Source organism: Devosia sp. (assembly GCF_036563435.1).
GTDB lineage: Bacteria > Pseudomonadota > Alphaproteobacteria > Rhizobiales > Devosiaceae > Devosia.
Genome location: NZ_DATCMJ010000015.1, coordinates 16102 through 35577, shown reverse-complemented (window position 1 = coordinate 35577; position 19476 = coordinate 16102). Strand labels below are relative to the sequence as shown.

Here is a 19476-nt window from a genome sequence, read left to right as displayed (position 1 = left end):
CCGCCCTTGCGCCGCCCCGTTGATTCAGACGGGGTACCTGGCCTTCACTCTTTGATAGATCAGCCCGGCGCGCCACGCCAATTATGTGTTTGCGCCGTGCGTTGATAACATCTCCCTCCAGGCTTCCCCTGGCTGCAAATATCGGAAACATTCCTCCCCGTCGCAGCGCAATACAGAAGACACGATGCCAAACAACGTCCGGACCGCAATTCTTGCCTTGGCCGCCTTCGGCGTCTGTGCCCATCCCAGTCTGGGTGCCACGCTCCGCATCGGACATGTCAAATATGCCTACTATGCCTACTCCGCCTTCGGCGAAGTGGATCCGCTTGCCCTGAGCGACTGCCTGGAAGGTCTTGTCACCGAAGATGCGCGGGGCAATGCAATCGCGGGCCAGGCAGAGTCTTGGGATGTTTCCCCGGACGGCCTTGTCTACACCTTCAAACTGCGACGCGACACCGTCTGGTCAGACGGCACCCCAGTTGTAGCGGCAGATTTCTTGGCCGGCTTTCGCTGGCTCTTTGATCCGGCCAATGCCGTCGAATATGCCTACATTCATTTCCCCATCCGCAACGCCTCAGCGATCGCTGGTGGAACCATGCCTCTCGACGACCTGGGCGTCCGGGTGAAGGACGACCACACCCTGGAAATAGAGCTGGAGCGACCCACGCCCTACTTCCTGGAAACGCTCACCCACGCCACCACTTATCCGTTGCCAAGCAAGAGGCTGGCCGCACTTGGAAAAGACGCGCTAGAGCCAGAAAGCATCCTCTGCAATGGCCCTTTCGTCATCGTCGAACAGGACGGACACCGCGCCCGCGCAGTCAAATCCGAGACCTACTATGCCCGGCACACTGTTGCACTCGACGAAGTGACCTATCAGCACACCGATCACACGGCGAAGCTCGTTGAACACTGGAACAAGGGCGAGCTCGACGTTGCCTTCAATCTTCCTATGGCCGGGACCAATTTAATCGACGGCGAGATCCTGGCGCAAATCGAGGCCGTCCCAGCTCTTGGGGTATCCTTTTATGCCCTCAACTTGACGAAACCGCCCTTCGACAATGTTGTCGTGCGCCGAGCCCTGTCCATGGCCATCGATCGCCGGGTCATGGGCGCCCAGGGCCTCAACTCCCCCACGATAGAAGCCTACGGCCTCATCCCGAATGGCATCTCCAACTACGAGGGCCAAGCGCCATACCGGCCGGAATGGGCCGATTGGCCCTATGAAGAGCGTTTGGCAAGAGCTCGCTCGGATATGGCGGAGCTTGGCTATTCTTCGGCCAAACCGCTTCTGTTGGAACTGCGCTACGCAGAGAGCGGCAGCGGCACACATCAGCCTATCGCCCGGCAAGTTGCAGCAATGTGGGCGCAAATTGGCGTGCGTGTGGAACTGCACGGCTCGGAAAGCGATGAGCATTTCGCCGCACTGCGAGTGGGTGATTTCGATGTCGGCAGGTTCAGCTGGATCTTCGACTATTCAGATCCGCAAAGCGTTCTTGCTCTCCTCACCGAAGGCGCCGATTATAATTCAGGCCAGTACACCTCGTCCCGGTATAATCAACTGCTCGCCGGCGCTAGCGGCGAGTTGAACCTCCGCAAGAGAGCAGACATGCTGCGCAGCGCCGAGAAACTGCTGCTGGACGATGTCGCAGTGATCCCCGTGAGCTGGCTCATCAACCACAACCTGGTCTCCGAGCGGGTCACAGGCATAGAAAACAACGCTGAGAATATCCACCTCACGCGCTGGCTCTCGCTCGCGCCGTAGCTGACCCTCAGCGCAAGCTCCGCAACATCAAAATTCTCCGTCGTAGCGCGGATAGCCTCCGATAAGTCCAGGCAGCCATGCGCCGCAGCTTCGGGCGAGCCAAGGCTCGGCGCATGAGGCTCAGCAGCTCCGCCTCATAGGACGTCAGCGGCAGAACGGCTGCCGCGCTCCCTCCCCCGTTCGCCACCAGGCTCATCACCGTGTTGGCGTCGAGCCGGCTCATCATCGGCAGGCTGCGCACCAGCCGCCGCCTTGCGAAATAGCGGCTATAGGTCTTGGACATGCTTCCCGGCGTATTGCGATAGAGGAAGCCAGGCGCGGGGAGCAGAAGAAACCGCTTGCCGCTCCAGGCGAGCCGGTTGAACAGCGCCCAATCCTCCCACATGGACCAATCTGTGTCGTCCCAGCCCCCCGACCGGCGCAGCCCCTCGGTGCGTACCATTGCATTCGCCGCCATGTAGTTGTTTTGGAAGAGCGAAACGGAGCGGGCTTCAGGGATGCCGAGCGGCTTCCAGAATACACCCTGGCGCTGCAGCTTGGGGGTGTCCGGCAGCGATGCGGCGTCGCTGAAGTAGAGACCGAAGCCGGTACACACCAGCAATTGCGGGTCCCGCATCATCGCAGCCCAGCAATCCTGCAGGGTGCTGGGTAGCAGGAGGTCGTCGCTATCGATAAGGAAAGTGAAGGCCGAGCGGGATTCCGCGAGACCGCGATTGCGGGCAGCAGCCAAGCCGCCATTTGACTGCTGCGCGACCCGCAACCGCAGCGCACTTCCTGTGGCTGCTATCAGATCTGCGAGGTCTCGCGCCGCTGAAGCGCCAGAACCGTCATCGACAAAGATCACTTCCGACGGCCGGAGCGTGGATCCTTCGATCGAGGCCAACAGCTCTTCGATATACCTGATGGGCGTATTGTAGAAGGGAACCACAACCGACACATCCGGCCCCTCCAGCACTGGCCCTAAGCCCACTTCGGCCGAAGGCAGTGCCGACCAGGCCTTGTTGATGTCATCCTGGCGTGCCCGCGCCCGACATTTCAGGTCATGCGCTATCCGGCCATGGTCGTCCGCTTGCATGCGGAGAACCTGCCCCATCCGTTCCGCAAGATCTGCGGCATTCGGCGCGCAGCAAAACTGCTCCACATAGTCTGCCTCCCCGATCACTTCAGGCAAACCGCCTGAGCCATAGGCGACGAAGCGCGTTCCAAGCAGTACCTGTTCCAGTGCAAGGTAAGGGTAATTCTCGCCTCGGCTCGGGATGACAAACAAGGTATCGGGAACATACTCCACAAGCCGCGTGAGAAACTGCTCGTGGTTCAGGTGTAGCGGAACGTAGGAGGCGATTCTAGCAAGCTGGGCTGCGTCAGCCTCGGGTGGAACACCAGGTGCAATCGAGCAGATTTCCTTAATCCCATGCAACTGGTCGTGTTCTGCAAGCGCCCTGATGGCCTTCAGGAAGTCTGGCCACCCCTTGAGCGTGTTGTATTTGCCGAGAAAAGCAATGCGCCGGATAGGACCATAATGGGCGACTGTCTCCGGTCCATCAAACACGAAGGGCAGCGGCGCGGTCCTGAGGTTCCGTACGGCGTAACCGAACTCCTCCTCGAGCAGCCGGCCGAGATAGCGCGAGGGGCTGACCGCCTCGTCAACATTGGCATAGATGAAGGCGTCACGCGCCGCCAGCGCCGCCTCCAGCAGCGAGTAGTTGGCAGCAGCGTCATCCTGGATGCCATGCTTGACATAATCGACCCCGCCATGGAGCAGGACACGCAAGGTGAGGTCGCTTGGCAGCCCGGCCGTTGCCTTGCTTTGCACCAGACGGAAACCGAGCGATTGGTAGTCCTGAAACTCCACCAATCGCAGGTTTGGCAGCAGCATCAGCAGGACGCGTACCGCCTCGACAAGGCCAAGGCCCTCGATAAAGCTTTCCTTGCAGATTGAGCCAAGCAGATCTTCCGGCCAGAACGTTCTGCTGTCGCTCGGACGCCGGCCCACTTCGAAGTTGCAGTAGAGTACCGGGAGCATCGGATCGAGGCTCTTACGCATCTTGGTATAGGTGCCGATTCCACCGGTCGGTACGATGGTGGCGTCCTCGCTGGTGACAAGGAGCTGGGTGGAGCCACTCAGGCTGTCTCTTATGCCGAGCTTCCCAAGATGCAGTCTGTAGCTTTCCTCGCTGAGCGTTGCCGACAAGAAGCGCCGGTCTGCCGTTCCGTCTTGGTCCGTCAGGACAAAACCGCAGAGGGCGAGCAGCGCCTTGAACTCCTTTGCGCTCCAGCACCATTGCGGCGCCCCCCGCCGCGGCGCCGAAAAGAGTACAGTCTCACCCGTGCTCAGGCAGCGTCTCTTGATTGCGAGCAGCAAGGGACGGGGATCGGCTAGGTCGGCCAGGAACTCTGCATCAACAAACAAGCTGCTTGTATCCGTCCAAAGCTCATCCAGCGTTTCGCCCGCCGAGCCGCACCACAAGCCCATCGGCAGCAGCAGGTCCGCTTGCGTGCGCCGGCATATCCGAGCAAGTGTTGTTCCAGAGTCCGTCTCGGACCCGGCTCCATCGGCGAGCAACAGCCAGGATGGCGAGGCAGAGAGTAGGAAGGCTGGGATCTCGTAGACCTGCCTGGCAAGGCTCGGCCTCACAAGGTGCGACTTTTCCATTCCGAAGCCGCCAAAGGCACTCAGGAGCGACAGCGCGGCCATCACGAAACCAAGCTCACGTCGTGCCTACATGATCGCAGATCGGCCACGACGCGGCCGTGACTCATCTCGATGGTTCGATTGCAGAACTTGCGGATCAACTCGCCGCTGTGGCTCGCCAGGATCACAATGCTGGTCCGGTCAAACATCTGCTCGATGCGCCGCTGCGCCTTTTCCTGGAATGCGGCGTCGCCAGCCCCGATGCCTTCGTCGATCAGCAGGATGTCGCTATGCATGGCCGTGGAGATGCCAAAGGCCAACCTGGTCGCCATACCCGCAGAATAGGTCTTCATCGGCAGGCTGAGGAAATCGCCCAGGTCGGTAAAATCGGCGATGTCAGCGACGCTGTTCTCGATCTGCCGGCGGGACATGCCCAACAGGTGACCGCGCAGGAAAATGTTGTCGAGGCCGGTGGCATCGTGATCCATTCCTGCCATCGCGTCGAGCAGTGTGCCGACGCTGCCCTCGATGCTGATCTGGCCCGCCACCGGCTTGTAGATGCCGCAAAGCGCTCGTAGCAGCGTGGTCTTGCCCGAGCCATTGTGGCCGATCAGCCCGACCCTGTCGCCACTCCTGATCTCGAGGCTGAGGTCATCGATCGCCCGCACCGCGACGATATCGCGGGCGCTGGCCATGATCCGCCCTCCCGTGGCCCCGGCCATAAGCGCATTCTTCAGCGACCGTGAACTGCTGCCATAGATGGCAAATTCCACCGTCATCCGTTCTATGGATATCGAGGCCACCTGCTTAGACCCAATAGGGAATACGGGGCTGGGCCCGCCGATAAAGCCAAAGGGTGGCGGCGCTTCCAAACGCGGCAAGCGCCAGCGTCACCAGCCAGCTCTCCACTGCCGGACTGCGCCCGAGCAGCGGTGCACGGACGATCTCCAGCAAGTGATAAAACGGGTTTGCGAGGACGAATGCTGGCCGGTTTGGCATGCTCTCCACCGACCAGAAGATCGGGGTCAGGAAGAAGATCACCTGAATGATGCTGGCGATCACTTGAGGGATGTCTCGGAAGCGGGTCGAGACAATCCCGGCAGCAAAGGCCATCCAGGTGAGATTGGCCAGCAGCAACGGCGCCGCCAGGGCGAACCAAAGCATCTGCCCGCTCAGCCCGATGCCGGAATAAAGGGCAACGGCCAGATAGATCACCATGTTGAACAGCCAGATGACTAGATTGCGGGCAATCACCTGATACTGATGCACGCTGATTGGCATGGGCACGTTGCGAATATAGGACTCGCGCGCCAGGAAGGCCGTAGCGCCTTCGCTGATGCAACTCGTGATCAGCGTCCAGAAAATTACACCCAGGGCGATATACGGCAGCGCATGGGACATATCCTGGTCGAAGATCGTGCTGCTGATCAGTCCCAACGCGCCCACGAACAACCCCATGCTCGCCGTCAGCCAGAAGGGTCCGAGTACCGAGCGGCGGAAACGCTGCTTGATCTCGTGCACGGCAAACCGGCTCCACATGTCGGCGCGCTTGAGTCCCAGCCACAGATCGGCAATGGCAGCCCGCGGAACATGGTCGGCGCGGATCACCTGGAAGGACGTCTGCACGCGCATCATGTCCCAACCTTCCCGACGCGCCGTGCAGAGCCGACCAGTCGCCGTGCGCCGCCAAGCACAGGACCCAATCCGGGCACATCGTAGAGCCCCAGATACCAGCGCCACAGGCGGAAGCCGCGGGAGGTCAGGAACGCCTGGAGTTCAGCGTCCACCGGAGCTGGCTCCACCGCCGAAGCGAAATCCGCCATGCGGTCGAGCCTTGCCGCGTAGTGCAGCACCCGCGCCCGCAGCTCCTGGATCTCACGGTGTTGCCAGGCCAACTGCAGATGGAGGTCGCCTGACCCATTCGGCCAATCCGTGGCTGCTGCCGGTGTGCAACTTGCCTCGAAAGTCACGTTGGGGAATCGCTGGAGCGACGCCTCGAACACAGCTTGGTTCTTGAAGTAAGAGTTTGCTCGCAGCACCACCTGCCGCCCCAGCATCGCGCCGAGCACAGCCATATGCAGCCTGTCTGTCTCCAGGCGCTCGAACTGCAGCATGATCGAAGCCACCGCGCGCAAGGGTCCCCGGCAGAGCTCCTCGCTGCTCCACTGCAGCCCGTTCCACATCGATGGGAGGTCGGGTGCGGCTGGCTCGACGGCACTAGCAAGGCTTTCTGCATCGCCCCGCAGGATCTTCAGCGTCCGGTGCTGCGCCTCCATAGCGGGCAGGTCCAGCGTCGCCAGGTCGACATCGAAGGCAAGGTCATGCGCCGCGAAGACACGGCCGCTCATGGCCCGGGTCTCTTTCAGCCGCTGTTCAGTAGCGCTTTCCCGCGCAAAGAACACGATCTGCTGACCGAAGCGTGCAAAAAAGCTCCCGAATCCCAGCACGGTCGATGGAAGCACCAGCGCCTGGCCGCCGCGTTCCAGGAATGGCTGGAGCATGTTGGCATAGTGCTCCCAGGCTCCTTCCACCCAGCCACCACCGCCGCCCACGATGACACGGTCGACACCCTCCAGTGCTGATGGCGACAGTCCGGACACGATCGGAATGGCAAGTCCAAGGTCTGCAAACAGCTGCATCGTACCCAGGGCGATCAGGCCGTCGCCGAGGTTTCCCGCGCAGGGGAGGTAATGCGCGCCCTCGCCCGCAAAGCTGCGCAGGCTCGCGATGAGATCCTGGTTCTCAAGGTTTTCGTTGCGGAGCACTTCATGGTGGGCATTGTTGGAAATCATCATCGGGGCTGCTCGGCGAAAAGCTCCAACACGCCTTGCGCGAAGTGTTCGGGCCTGTGGTGGTCGCGCAGCCGCGCGTCTGCCCGCGCGATGATTGCCGGCACATCGGCACTGCCATGAAGCGCCATCACAGCGTCCACATAGGCCCTTGCCATTTGCTGGTCGTCAGTCAGGTCATCGAGCAGGATACCAGCACCGCCTCCCAGCACCTCACCAATACCCCCGATGTTGGGCGCTACCACCGGCAGTCCCGCGGCCATGGCTTCAAGGATCGCATTGGGTAAGCCGTCGAAATGCGCAGTGTAGAGGAAGGCAGCGTAGTTCGCGGGCAGCACGCCGAAGCTCTCATAGGCGCCCATGAGCCTGATGGTGCTCAAGCCTCGGATCGCCTCACGCAGCGCCGCTTCGGCAGGCCCTGTGCCATAGACATCGATCCGCCACGCAGGGTCGATGACGGCCAAGCGGCGCGCGATCAGCGGCAGCAATTCCGGCCGTTTTTGCGCATGCAGCCGCGAGGCCCAGAGTAGCCGTTTCTGCCTCGAAAGTGGACGCTTGCGCTGCGCCTGGTCAACGCTGGCATAGATCGCCTTCGTCCTGGCAGGTAGCGGGAGCTTGCCAGTTGCCGCGGCCAGGAAGCCTTCGTGGTCCGACAACAGAAAACGGAGGTGCCGGGCGTTCTCGCTCAGCCAGGTGAAGTTGCTGCCTGTGGCGAAGCGCACGCCGCCGCGCGTGTGAACATGCTCGCAGAAGTAGTAGAACGCCAACTGGCATTGTGGAATTTCGGACCAGTATTCCGTCACGAAGGCGTTGGCAAAGCTCGAGGGCTTCAAATGGAGGCGCGCCTCCTTTGCCACGGATTGGATCAGTCGCAGCGCCAGCAGGGGTACTGCAGCGGGGCAGGCCCACCGCGTCGCAATGGCATGGAGGTCAACGAAGTCCGACCCGCTCGGCAGCAGGTTCAGCCATCCATGGCGCTCTGCCTGCTCCCCGCTCAGCACCAGGAGACGGAACTCAGGCTTTGCTTCGGCAAGCACCTTCAAGGCGCTCAGGATGTACTTCTCGGCCCCGCCCGCATTAAGGTCCGGCACGAGCAGCACATCGGTGTAGTTCTCAGCGTTTAACGCGACACAGGCCTCGTAATAGGCGCTGCCCGGCGCGAGGCTGCCATTGCGGTTGCTGCCGGCGACGTGCTCGTCGAGGAGACCGAAGTCGACGGCGGGGTCGATCCTGTTGGCCGCACGCGTCAATTCCAGCAGCACGTGAGAACTGCGCATGGCTTCCCGCACCTGCTCCCACGGCTCAAACTGACCAGATAGCACCGGTGCGGCGTGGTAGGTTTCGGCACAGAGCTCGCGGTAGGTCTTTGGCTCGAAATAGACCGAATGCGGAATCAACTTGCCGCCGGTGCTCTTCATGATGCTGCCGGGGCGCTGGCGATAAAATAAGACGGCACCGTCTGCCGCTCGGAAGCGGAAGCCCTTCGCCAGAGCCGTCACGTTGAAGTGCCAATCTTCGAAGGCACGGCGTCCGCCGCGCGCGTCCACATAGGGCACTACTTCAAAGACCGTTCGAGCAGCGAATATGCGGGACAAAAAGCAATTCTCGCCCCAAAGCATGAGCGGCGAGATGTGCTCGCTGCCGTCGTACTTCCACATATGCGCGGTTGCGCCAAAAGCCAGCAGGTACTGCGGCAGGACTATACACCCCTCCCCCCCTTTCCGCGCCGCGCCCAGACACGCGTCGAAGAAGTTGAACGAGACCAGGTCATCGCCGTCAGCGGTGGCTACATAGCGGCCCCTCGTCTGCGCCAGTCCAGCGTTCCGCGCCAGGCCGACCGATCCTAGATCCACCTCCGTGAGCTGCACCGGCATCAAACCCCGCAGCATCTCAGCGGCCCGTTGAGCCGCCGCCCATGTCTCCGCGTCAGGTCTATCCAGCACCATTTGCGTCTCGAAGGACACCCCGCTGCGCCTGGAGAAGCTGACCGCCTCTAGGAGGGACTGTGCCGTACGGGAGAGGTAGGCCCCTTCCCGATGAAGGTTCAGCACAATGGATATGTCGGGCGTGATCATGATGGCGATGTGCCGGGCTTTCCTTGACCCGAAGCCCGATCTCAAGACAAGCTCGCACAGCATTCGTGTCGCGGTCAGCAAGCACCATGAAGCGCAAGAGCCTGTCCCCGTCTGTTTGGACGGGGAGCGGTGATATCAGACCTGCTTTTATCCGATTGCGCTTCGTCTTCGGCAGCCGACAACCGGTCCCGAGTGAGGCTGCTCACTCTTCCGGATAGCTTCGCCGAAACTCCGTCGTCAGCATCTCGACAAAGGTCCCGATCCGTCGCGGCACCAGGGATCGGGAGGGTTGCACGCTATGGATGGGCATGCTCGGCATGCGCCAGTCGGGAAACAGCCCCACCAGGCGGCCGGCCGCTAGGTCATCGGCGACAAGGTCCAGCGGCAGGTAGACGACACCGGCGCCATCGACGGCCAGCATGCGCTGCGCCTCATCGTAGTCGATCTCGATGCCGCCACCCACCGTCACGGTGATCTCCTCGCCCTCCGGGCCGACAAAGGGCCAGCGATTGCGCGGTACGAGGTTGAGATTGAGCACGCACCGGGCCTGTGCCAGCTGGTACGGGTGCACGAGCGGCCCATGCCTGCGCAGGAACTCGGGTGCGGCACAGCAGGCGAAGCGGTAGGTGCCGATGCGGCGAGCCACCAGTCCCGAGCTTGGCAACGCCCCTACCCGAATGGCGAGATCGAACCCTTCGGAGACGAGGTCAACGCGCCGGTTACTGAGGCTGGTTTCGAAAATCACGCCAGGATGTTGGGCACTGAAGGCGGCAAGGAGCGTGGGCAGGCGGGTAACGCCGATCATTGTCGGGGCCGTCAGGCGAATGCGCCCCGAGAGGGTCCCTGTTTCGGACAGTTCCCCGAGCGCTTCCGCAGCCTCAAGCACAGCCTCGACCTTGGTCAAGAACAGTCGCCCCTGCTCCGTCAGGTGCTGGCTACGTGTGGTGCGCTCGATCAGCTTTAGCTGATAGCGCTGCTCCAGCCCCTGGATGCGGCGTCCGACCATAGCCGGGGACACGTTCAACTGTCGCGCAGCGCGAGCAAAGCTGCCTAGTCTCGCGGCTAGGGCAAAGGTTCGAAGATCGTCTAGGTCTGCCATTCGATACCTATACGCAATAGAGAACAGACAATTCAATCAATTCTCGTCCCTTCCCGGCGGGTGCATAGACCAGTCACTCGCACAACAGGAGACAGACATGACCACCACTGCAATCATCGGCCTGGGCAACATGGGCAAGGGCATCGCAAAGCGCTTCGCCGGCAAGACCAAGCTCGTGCTCGCGAGCCGGGACCAGGATGCGACGCGCGCCTTCGCCGCTACCCTGCCCGCTGGCCCCGAGGTGCTCGACATCCCGGCCGCCGTGGCTCAGGCCGATGTCATCGTGCTCGCCCTGCCGTTTGCCGCCGCCAAGGATTTCGTCCTGGAACATCAGCTTGCCGGCAAGATCCTCGTGGACATCAGCAATCCCATCACGCCGGATTTTTCTGGCCTGACCATTGGCCACACGACCTCGGCCGCCGAGGAACTGCAATCGGCGGCACCGGCGGCGCGCGTGGTCAAGGCCTTCAACACCATCTTCGCCAGTCTGTTTGACCTTCCTGCCGCGGCAACGGTGGCTACTCCAGTGTTCCTCGCTGGCAATGACGAAGCCGCCGTCGCGGCGGTCGAACAGCTGGTAGCCGCTGCCGGCTTTGCCGTTGAGAAGACAGGTACGCTGGATGCCGCCCGCCTGCTGGAGCCACTCGGCATGCTCAACATCCGCTTCGGCTACGGCTTGGGCAAGGGGACTTCCATCGCACCGGCCTGGCAGACTCTCTAGCTGCTATCGAGCTTGGCTATAGGCCTGCTTCCACAGCGTCGGATCGCCCTCCTTGAGCACGTCAAGGAGGGCCATCTTTTCGCGGCGATACACCTTCCAGAAGGAAGGATCATGCGCACGGATGGATTTCGTATTGTCGATGAGATCCGCGATCTTGATCGTCTTGGCCGCAGGCGGCGCCGCAGCGGAATGGAGAAGGTCCTTGTGCTTGCGCACCCGCCGGTTGCCATCTCCGGGTCTCGATACGTCAGTCAGCCAGCCAACGAGCTCGGCAACCTCAAGGCCGAACTCCTGCTCGATCTCCTTGATCGTGACCGGCGTGTCCTCCACCACGTCGTGGAGATAGGCTGCCGCGACCATTTCCGGCGTATGCGGCACGCTGCGCACCAGCGCCGCCACTGCAACGGGATGCACGATATAGGGTTCGCCCGTATACTTGCGGCGCTGGTCGATGGACCCATGCGCCGCCGCTGCAAAAGCATGCGCGCGGTCTTCCAAAGGCTCCATCGAGACGTTCCTGTCGCTAGCCTGTATTCCGCCAACGATGCGCCGGCGCCCGCCGTTCCCCTAGACGAACGGGAATACACCTCGGATCTTGGGCTCACGCAGCCAAAGTGCCACCCAGGCGAAGACGCCGAGATAAATGCTGAAGAGCGTGTGGCTGAACAGCGGATTATCCACTCGCAGGTTCGCTGCCAGCGCGGCACCCAGCAGCGCCGTCAGCAGCACCGCTCCCAAAAGCGCTGTTTTGGGCACGATGAAGAGAATGGCGCAGACCACCTCGATAACGCCGATCAGCATCATGTATTTGGTCGGCCAGCCCACCACCGTCAGCGGATCGACCGCCAGCTGCGATCCCATGAGCTTGGGCGCTGCCGACGCACCCAACAGAAACAGTGTCACCAGGGCCGACATGACCCAGCCTGCAATAATCATTTGTCCCGTCCTTCGTTACTCTACGCCACCGCAACGAACGGCTGTTGGTTCTTTCGACAATCGTGAACTTACAACCTGCGATCAGCTGAAACTGTCGCTAGATGGCGGCGTCCGTCCCCAAGCCCGCAAAATTGTCCAGCTAAAACGGTTCGCTAAAAGGCCACTATAATACCTCACATCGGGCAGCAACGAACGACTCTACCCCTCGTTGTGCTGGTCTGCCGGGGGGCAGATCGAGGAGAACTTCAATGAAGACCCTGACCACCCTTTTCGCAGCTACCGCGCTCATGGCTTCTGTTTCAACTGCAGCGCTGGCCCAGGTCAGCGCGGGCGGCGCTCTTGACGCATCAGGCGGCGTGTCCGTCGATGCTGGGAGCACCAACGTCGATGCTGGCGCATCAACCAACGCGAATGCCAATGCGTCGAGCAACTCCAGCACAAATGCTAGCGGCTCGAACGGCAACCTCAACGCAGCCGCTTCGACGGCGACCGGGGCGGACGCTACGCTGAACTACGGCATGATCATCTCCGACCTTAACACTTCGACCACTACTGCGGCTGATATCGAAGCTCTGAGGACGGACGTACAGATCGACGTGATCACTCTTTCCGATCTGCGCGGGAATGCCGGTGAGAACGCCAGTGCTCTCGACCAGGCGCTGAGCGCACAGGGCTCGGGCATGGCCGATCTCCGGGCTGCGATCGAAAGCAATTCGGAGCTCCAGGGCGAAATTGACGCGGCCCTTAGTGCCGAAGGCGACTTCACCATGGATGACATCGTATCGATCTCCACCTCCGCCGAAGGTCACTTGACCCTTGTGGTAGATGACGAAGAATAGCCGCCTTGGAGCTGGACACGCTTCGGCCCCTCCACGTGAGGGGCCGTTTCTGTTTCTAAAGGACTAGACGGCGCGCCGACCGCTCTCGAATACAACCGCCGGAGCGGGCAAGGAACCCACGGTTCGTCAGGAGCTCCGTGGGATCTCACGTCGGGAGAAGGCATCGAAAGGGTTGCGATGGAAGAGCTGGAGCAGCGTATCCTCTGGGACCCCCCGCTCCCTGAGTAGCGGGATCAACTCGGTGCTCACTACGGTATAGGGCTTGGGGACCCCACCCTTGTGCTGTGCCGGGTCATACCAGCCGCGATCGTGACTGATCAGAAGTTGCTTGCCGAGATCAGCGTCAAGCGCACGCAAGACCAGGTCGGCGCTTTCCTTTACAGGAACCGAACCGATATTGTCGTACTCGATCCAGGCGCCGCGCCCAGCTACCGCGCGATGGAGGCCGAAATCCGGCTCCGCCTGCGTGTGGATCGATACGAAGCGTCGAGGTGAGCCCCCTTCGGCTTCGATGATATCGAGCTGATCCATCACTACAGAGCCGCGAATGGTGTGGCTGCCGATCAATGCGTCCGTCTCGACGGCGGCGCGTACTGCCGCGCGGAGGATACGTCCCTCGAGAGTGGTTATTCCATCGTCGCCAGCGCTGAGCTTGATCCACCCAGCTTGAAATCCCGTGTCTTCAATGCTTTCGACAAGCTCATCGCGCATCCATTGGTAAAGCTGATCTTCGGTCGCGTCGCGCACCCAATCCGGGATCCAAGGTTCGCGATAGTTGCCGGTCGGTACAACGATCGGGAAATTAGTGGCTTGGCTGACAGCTAAATCGAGGTCCGCTCGGCGACCGACCCCGCCGGTCGAGCACTCGACCAATGCCGTCACTCCAAGCGCCTTGATAGCCTCGATCTGTGGGACCATGAGCGCCAGGACATCATCGACATCAGCTTCGGCATAGCCTGGCTGGTCAGGAGTGCGCAGATCAACGAAGACATGCTCATGCGGCAGGATCATCCCCAGCTGGTCCGATCCCATCCTGCCCAGCGTGGTATAAAGATGGCGCATAGTGTGCCGCTCCTCCGCTCGGTGGAACCAAACGCTCCTGGGGGATGGCGGAGGAAGATTACCTAGCACCTAACATTCTCCGTTGCACTGTGTAAAAAGCCCGCGAGTCCACAGGTACAGCCGAATGAAACTTACAATCCTTCCGCCTTCTGACTTCGACATTGCACAATGCCATCGTCACCTAAAACAGGTCGTAAGAACTCGCGCGAAGGACTCCATACTGAAGCGCACGCGTCGGGGCTCCTTCAGCGTTTCAGGACCTGTACCAGACCTCATCATGCTTAGGATCGCTCTGTCTGGATATGATTACGGGATCAGCAGGTAGAGCCGCCATCTGTCTGGCTCCACCCCCTACTATCATGTGCGCTGGATCGGTTTGTGATTTGTAGACCACTCCGAAGAGCGCTCAGGGTCCCTTACGTGGTTTCGAGAACAACGCAGCGCGCAACACGCCAATGAGCAGTTGACTGTCTTCCTACGCTTTCTCAGTTCCTCGTCGGTGAGACTGTTTACTGAGAGCCGCGCTCCTACTTGCTGGTTGCCGCGCTTTGCAGGTGCCTCAAGAACATCGCGGACGAACTGGCTTAAATGCTGCCCGTTGAAGTCTGAAACCACCATGTTCCCGAACCTCGAGATGATTTGGTAGTTCACGATCAAAGGACGGCTTTCAAAGACTGATCGGGAAACGCTCAGCCGTTTCAATTCTACGTTGTCCTGCATACCGAGGGCCACACTGAAGGCACCTAGTATTGGGCAGACGACCAGATGCTGCTCACACCGTATCGGCTTAGGATCTGCGGCCCAGGCCGTGATTGCTGAGCTGAAAAACCAACGCTTGGCCTCTGCAAGTGCCTGCTCAAAAGACGGAACCCCTTCACGTCGCGCCGTGGTCGGTGCGAATGTCACCTGCCAATCTGAGTAGAAAAGTGCGGGTAGCGACAACAAGATGACTAAGCCCCGCGAGCGCGGCGCCTTCATAGATGAGGCCATGCATTCCGCCCGCCCCTGACCTGCCCAGTCCGAGTTGGGTCGAACTTCATTGGCTGCTAGCCTCTCCCCACGTGCAGTGTCGTACCCGCCAGTCAAACTAGCCGAGGAACGTTATGCCAACTCTGAGCAACGGTAGCGAACTGAAGGTCCTTCCAAGTGATGGAACCATGCCTCACAGCGCCTTCTACTTCACCCTGACGTCTCCAGACGGGAGCGTCTCTGACCCTTTCGGTGCCCTGCCTGATTACTTCTTCGGCTGGGTCGAGCTCGCTTCCGTGCACACGTTTGATGGCTTCTTCGCCATCACGGGATTGACCCACGACGGGAAATACGAGCTCAACACCGCGATCGATACGTACATCTTTGACAATGCCGGTAATCACATCCGAACATTGTCCGATGAGGCAGCCTATCTTTCAGCTCAGATCATATCTGTAGAGGCAGAGAGCCCGGATGATGTCGTGGTCACATGGAATGGAGCCACCCCCTACGGGAGTGGCGAAAACACCCAATTTGGTGAGCATCAGATCATCGTTAGCCAAGGCAACTCCCAACCTGATGCATTCAAGAATGACCTGCCGGAGGTGTCTGACCTCAAGATCCACATGACTGCAGGGCAATCAGGGTACGACATTGGATTTACTGCAAGCGATGCAGACTACGATCTTTCGAGTTTCGAAATAGTTGGTGGGCCTGCCCATGGCACACTGAACCTCGACACCGAAATTTCAGGCAATCCCTACCCGTTTTATCAGGGCAATTATATCGGCAGTCCTCACTACCATGCCGGCTTTTGGAACAACAACCAGTTCAACTACCAGCCGGACGCTGCTTTCGTAGGCTCCGATAGCTTTACTGTGCGCGCCACGGAGGGTCTCGGCTACATTGAGCTAGCCACCATTACCATCAATGTCGCTCCGCCTTCTGGTAGGTCAACATATACGGCGTTGACCGGCGACGCTGATACCGTGCGGTATCATGACTACAACGATGGTATCATGGTTGCTGCCAAGGCTGGTGATGACAATCTGTTCGGCAGCGGTTTCAACGATTCACTCAATGGCGGCGCCGGAGACGACCTCCTTCATGGCGAACTCGGGCGAGACAAGTTGACCGGCGGCAAAGGCGTCGATCGTATGCAGGGCGGCGCGGGGAACGATACCTTCATTTTCGCCGCCGGCGACATCGCAGATCCTTCAGACCACAACGGTCGAATGGATCACATCATCGACTTCCATGCTGCAGGAAACTCGGGCTCAGGCGAGCAGGACTTCCTGAGTTTCTTTGGCTTTAGCCAAGAGGCCACCCTGACCTTCGATCATAATGCAGACCCAAGCGGACTACTCCAAGTTTATAAGGTTGATGATCCGCTGGAGCAAAGCAACTCTGGGCTCATACTTGTCCAGATGGCCGATGGGACGAGCCAGATCGAACAAGGCGATTATCGCTTCTTCTAAAGAGTTGTATCTCCACTCGCAGCGTCTCGCTTGTCACCAGTCCGATAAGCCGTGATAAATTCGTGAACAACTGCGAGCGGAACTCCCGGCATACTATTCTAGTCTTCTCGCATGGCTCTGTTTAGCTGATCAGCAAACGGCTGTACCAGATAGGACAGGACCGTCCGTTCGTCGGTCTTGATGAAGACCTCCACCGGCATTCCCGGCACCAGAAGCTCCGGAGTTGGTAAACGCGATAGCTCGCCTTCCGGAATAAGTATTCGCGCAGAGTAAAACTGCAGCCCGGTGGTGGGATCCTGAGTCACGTTGGGCGCCACTGCCGCGACTTCTGCAGTCAGCTCGGGAGTCTCCCCCAGGTCTAAGCCAGACAACCTTAACGTCGCATCCTGTCCAACGCTCACCCGATCTACATCCATGGGGCTCAGCTGCACCGTTACCATCAACGCGTCGTCCTGAGGAACGATTTGCATGAGTGTTTCGCCAGCGCTGATCACACCCCCGATCGTGTGAACTGTGGATTCATGTACAACCCCTGCCTGAGGTGCCTTGATTTCTGTACGGGTCAGCCTGTCACGCGTGGCGCGGATCTGCTCGCCTGTGTCCGCGATTGTTCGCCGCGCCGCCTGTAGCTGCTCGAGCGCCTCAGCTAAGAAATCGTCATCGAGTTGAGCGATCTGCAGCCGGCGCTCCGAGATCGTGGCCTTGGCGCCAGCAACAACGGAAATCAGTTGGCCACGCTCGCCCTCCAGCTGCGCACGTTGCTTGTTAAGCGTCGTCACGCGGCTGCTTTCCACCAGCCCATCTGCCCGAAGGGCTTCTAAGTCCACAATCTCATCATTCAGAATGGCAAGCTGTTGATCAACGGCGGCCTGCTGCATTGTCAGCCCGGCAATTTGCGTATCCAATTGGGCGATCTGTTCACTGAGTTGAGCGGCCCTGCCCCGTTGCGCGGTTTGGCGCGCAGCGAACACTTGTGTCTCAATGCTCAGCAATGAGATCACTTCCTCCTCCGTCGAGAGGTCGGCCAGAGCAGAGGGTAATCGGAAAGTGGCATTCCCTTCGATTTCTGCGAGGAGTCGAGCCTCGCGAACCAGAGCCTCGCGCCACTGACTCTCAAGGACCGTAAGATTGGCGGCTATTCCAGTGGCATCCAGTTGAACCAATGTCTGGCCAGCTTCAACACGTTCCTCGTTGCGAACCATGATGGCGGAGACGATCCCGCCCTCCTGGTGCTGAACCCGCTTTGGGAACGACTCCACAACAACTGAGCCAGATGCAACAACGGCACCTGCGATCTCAACAGTGGACGCCCAGTAAGCGAATCCGCCGAAAAGGCCAAAGATCGCGAACACCCCTACCCAGCTGTGCCGGCTAAGGCTTCTGCGGTCGTCGAAGGTCAGCACGTCACTCATCAAGCCACCGGCACCTTGATGTTGCGCACGTTGTCGCCAGTCGCGGGCTGAGTGATCTGCTGCAGGACCTCGTTCTTGGGACCGAATGTGACCTGCCGTCCGCCCTTCAGGAACAAAAGCTTGTCCACGGCTGCGATGGCACTCGGCCGATGTGCGACGACGACGGCAATGCCGCCGCGGCCACGCACCTGATGGATAGCGTCAGAGAGCGACGCATCGCCCTCCGCATCCAGATTTGAATTGGGCTCATCCAGCACGACAAGAAACGGTTGGCCGAACAACGCGCGAGCCAGACCGACACGCTGCCGCTGCCCCGCGGAGAGCAGGTCGCCTTGTTCACCCACTTGCGTATCGTATCCATTGGGCAGCGCATTTATCAGGTCATTGATGTTAGCCGCTCGGGCAGCTTCGATGATCTGCTCACTGGTAGCATCCTGACGGAAGCGAGCAATGTTCTGTGCGACCGTACCCTGGAACAGCTCCACGCGCTGCGGAAGGTATCCAATGATACTTCCAATCTGCGAAACATCGTAGTGGCTCAAGAGCGCGCCATCCAGTCGAACCTCTCCGGCCTGAGCAGGCCAGACACCCACAAGAGCCCGCACCAATGAAGACTTACCCGACCCCGAAGGACCAAGCACACCGACAGCTTCACCCGCTTCGAGGCTGAAGGTCACCCCAGAGAGCGGCATCGCCTTGGCGCCTTGAGGAGCGGTAGCCAACTGACGGATGACCAAAGAAGATTTCGGCAGTGGCAATCTTGTGTCACGGTCTTGCGAGGGCAATGCAGCCAGTATTTTTCGGATGCGGCCGTAGGACTGCCTGGCGCCGACGAAACTCCGCCATTGCCCGACGATCTGCTCCACTGGCGCCAACGCTCGCGACGTGACCACCGACGCGGCGATCATCAAGCCGCCTGTCATCTCTCCCTGGATAACCAAATAGGCCCCGAGAGCCAGAACCGCCGACTGCAGCAGAAATCGGAAACCTTTCGTCAGCGAAGCAAAGAAGGCAGCGCGATCTGCGGCAACGCGCTGAACGTCCAACAACTTGCCGGTTGAGGTCTGCCAAAGTGCCTGCATGTCCGCCAGCATCCCCATGGCAACGACGGCCTCGGCATTGCTCCGGATGTCGTCTCCTTGCCGCTGGCGAATGGCCGACGCCATGTTCGCCTCCCGAGAGGGACGACGAGCCGCAGCCTCATTGACGATCATCAGAAGCGTGATGACAATAGCACCGCCGGTGGCAAACCACCCCAGGAGCGGGTGGAACAGGAATACGAGTGCAAGATAAACCGGAAGCCAAGGCAAATCCATCAAGGCCATGGGGCCGCTGCCGCTGACGAATTGACGAAGCGCATCACCGTCACGGACAGGATCAGCGTTGGCTGGTCCTCCGGCGATTAGCCGCAGGTGGACCGCAGCGGCTAGCAGTCGCTTGCCGATCGAACGCTCAATGAGATTGCCAAAGCGAGTTGCCATGCGAGCCCGCAGTGCCTCGATGAAGGCATAGAAGCCGTAGAGCGCACAGACTAAAATCGTGAGCACTGTCAGTGTCGGCAGCGACTGGCTGGCTAACACTCGATCGTAGACCTGCAACATGAAAAGCGGGCCAGTAAGCATGAGCAAATTCGAGATCAGGCTAACGACGCACAAGGCTATGAGCGGCGGCGCAGGCACAATTTGATCAGGAGCGGGCC

15 protein-coding genes are annotated in these 19476 nt (G+C 60.2%); 4 read left to right on the top strand and 11 right to left on the bottom strand.

Features of this window, described 5'->3' with window-relative positions:
* Nucleotides 1–184 precede the first annotated feature (184 nt).
* Nucleotides 185–1765, top strand: a complete 1581-nt coding sequence (locus VIL88_RS11015) for a peptide ABC transporter substrate-binding protein (protein ID WP_331988727.1) — start codon at nt 185–187, stop codon at nt 1763–1765.
* Between the two features lie 7 nt (nt 1766–1772).
* Here VIL88_RS11015 and VIL88_RS11010 read toward each other — a convergent pair whose 3' ends face one another.
* The 6 genes from VIL88_RS11010 to VIL88_RS10985 form a co-directional block, all read right to left on the bottom strand.
* A complete protein-coding gene (locus tag VIL88_RS11010; protein WP_331988725.1) occupies nt 1773–4175 on the bottom strand; it encodes a glycosyltransferase in 2403 nt (800 codons plus the stop codon).
* Nucleotides 4176–4459: 284 nt separating this feature from the next.
* Entirely contained in the window at nt 4460–5092 is a 633-nt protein-coding gene (locus VIL88_RS11005) for an ABC transporter ATP-binding protein (RefSeq protein WP_331988723.1), read from the bottom strand.
* A 112-nt stretch (nt 5093–5204) separates the two neighbouring features.
* Nucleotides 5205–6032 (bottom strand): ABC transporter permease, encoded by an 828-nt coding sequence (locus VIL88_RS11000; RefSeq protein WP_331988721.1) that lies wholly within the window; start codon nt 6030–6032, stop codon nt 5205–5207.
* Nucleotides 6029–7192: a polysaccharide pyruvyl transferase family protein gene (locus VIL88_RS10995; protein ID WP_331988719.1), complete on the bottom strand. Its 1164-nt coding sequence runs from the start codon at nt 7190–7192 to the stop codon at nt 6029–6031. The genes VIL88_RS11000 and VIL88_RS10995 overlap by 4 nt, the downstream gene beginning before the upstream one ends.
* Complete coding sequence (locus VIL88_RS10990) at nt 7189–9261, bottom strand: glycosyltransferase (protein ID WP_331988717.1); 2073 nt, start codon at nt 9259–9261, stop codon at nt 7189–7191. Before VIL88_RS10990 ends, VIL88_RS10995 begins: the two co-directional genes overlap by 4 nt.
* Nucleotides 9262–9463: 202 nt before the next feature.
* Nucleotides 9464–10360, bottom strand: coding sequence for a LysR family transcriptional regulator (locus VIL88_RS10985; protein WP_331988715.1), 897 nt, complete (start codon nt 10358–10360; stop codon nt 9464–9466).
* Here VIL88_RS10985 and VIL88_RS10980 point away from each other — a divergent pair.
* Nucleotides 10251–11081 carry an NADPH-dependent F420 reductase gene (locus tag VIL88_RS10980; protein ID WP_331988713.1) on the top strand — a complete coding sequence of 277 codons (831 nt, stop codon included), beginning with the start codon at nt 10251–10253 and terminating at the stop codon, nt 11079–11081. The genes VIL88_RS10985 and VIL88_RS10980 overlap by 110 nt on opposite strands.
* 3 nt (nt 11082–11084) lie before the next feature.
* On the opposite strand, the gene VIL88_RS10975 is transcribed toward VIL88_RS10980, so the two are convergent.
* Both VIL88_RS10975 and VIL88_RS10970 read right to left on the bottom strand, forming a co-directional pair.
* Entirely contained in the window at nt 11085–11588 is a 504-nt protein-coding gene (locus VIL88_RS10975) for an HD domain-containing protein (protein WP_331988711.1), read from the bottom strand.
* A 60-nt stretch (nt 11589–11648) separates the two neighbouring features.
* Complete coding sequence (locus VIL88_RS10970) at nt 11649–12017, bottom strand: DoxX family protein (protein WP_331988709.1); 369 nt, start codon at nt 12015–12017, stop codon at nt 11649–11651.
* Between the two features lie 248 nt (nt 12018–12265).
* On the opposite strand from VIL88_RS10970, the gene VIL88_RS10965 reads away from it, so the two are divergent.
* Entirely contained in the window at nt 12266–12856 is a 591-nt protein-coding gene (locus VIL88_RS10965) for a hypothetical protein (protein WP_331988707.1), read from the top strand.
* 126 nt (nt 12857–12982) lie between these two features.
* Here VIL88_RS10965 and VIL88_RS10960 read toward each other — a convergent pair whose 3' ends face one another.
* Entirely contained in the window at nt 12983–13918 is a 936-nt protein-coding gene (locus VIL88_RS10960; protein WP_331988705.1) for an esterase, read from the bottom strand.
* A 1103-nt stretch (nt 13919–15021) separates the two neighbouring features.
* Here VIL88_RS10960 and VIL88_RS10955 point away from each other — a divergent pair.
* On the top strand, nt 15022–16365 hold the full coding sequence (locus tag VIL88_RS10955; RefSeq protein WP_331988703.1) for a calcium-binding protein: 1344 nt from the start codon (nt 15022–15024) through the stop codon (nt 16363–16365).
* A 98-nt stretch (nt 16366–16463) separates the two neighbouring features.
* Here the strand turns inward: VIL88_RS10955 and VIL88_RS10950 are convergent, their stop codons facing one another.
* Together VIL88_RS10950 and VIL88_RS10945 are read right to left on the bottom strand one after the other, a co-directional pair.
* On the bottom strand, nt 16464–17777 hold the full coding sequence (locus VIL88_RS10950) for an HlyD family type I secretion periplasmic adaptor subunit (protein WP_331988701.1): 1314 nt from the start codon (nt 17775–17777) through the stop codon (nt 16464–16466).
* A complete protein-coding gene (locus VIL88_RS10945) occupies nt 17777–19456 on the bottom strand; it encodes a type I secretion system permease/ATPase (RefSeq protein WP_331988699.1) in 1680 nt (559 codons plus the stop codon). Before VIL88_RS10945 ends, VIL88_RS10950 begins: the two co-directional genes overlap by 1 nt.
* Nucleotides 19457–19476 lie beyond the last annotated feature (20 nt).

Coding starts and splice junctions, on each gene's coding strand:
- VIL88_RS10965 (WP_331988707.1), top strand. CDS start 12,266: ATGAAGACCCTGACCACCCTTTTCGCAGCTACCGCGCTCATGGCTTCT.
- VIL88_RS10985 (WP_331988715.1), bottom strand. CDS start 10,360: ATGGCAGACCTAGACGATCTTCGAACCTTTGCCCTAGCCGCGAGACTA.
- VIL88_RS10995 (WP_331988719.1), bottom strand. CDS start 7,192: ATGATGATTTCCAACAATGCCCACCATGAAGTGCTCCGCAACGAAAAC.
- VIL88_RS10990 (WP_331988717.1), bottom strand. CDS start 9,261: ATGATCACGCCCGACATATCCATTGTGCTGAACCTTCATCGGGAAGGG.
- VIL88_RS10950 (WP_331988701.1), bottom strand. CDS start 17,777: ATGAGTGACGTGCTGACCTTCGACGACCGCAGAAGCCTTAGCCGGCAC.
- VIL88_RS11000 (WP_331988721.1), bottom strand. CDS start 6,032: ATGATGCGCGTGCAGACGTCCTTCCAGGTGATCCGCGCCGACCATGTT.
- VIL88_RS10975 (WP_331988711.1), bottom strand. CDS start 11,588: ATGGAGCCTTTGGAAGACCGCGCGCATGCTTTTGCAGCGGCGGCGCAT.
- VIL88_RS11015 (WP_331988727.1), top strand. CDS start 185: ATGCCAAACAACGTCCGGACCGCAATTCTTGCCTTGGCCGCCTTCGGC.
- VIL88_RS10980 (WP_331988713.1), top strand. CDS start 10,251: ATGCGGCGTCCGACCATAGCCGGGGACACGTTCAACTGTCGCGCAGCG.
- VIL88_RS10960 (WP_331988705.1), bottom strand. CDS start 13,918: ATGCGCCATCTTTATACCACGCTGGGCAGGATGGGATCGGACCAGCTG.
- VIL88_RS11005 (WP_331988723.1), bottom strand. CDS start 5,092: ATGGCCAGCGCCCGCGATATCGTCGCGGTGCGGGCGATCGATGACCTC.
- VIL88_RS10970 (WP_331988709.1), bottom strand. CDS start 12,017: ATGATTATTGCAGGCTGGGTCATGTCGGCCCTGGTGACACTGTTTCTG.
- VIL88_RS10955 (WP_331988703.1), top strand. CDS start 15,022: ATGCCAACTCTGAGCAACGGTAGCGAACTGAAGGTCCTTCCAAGTGAT.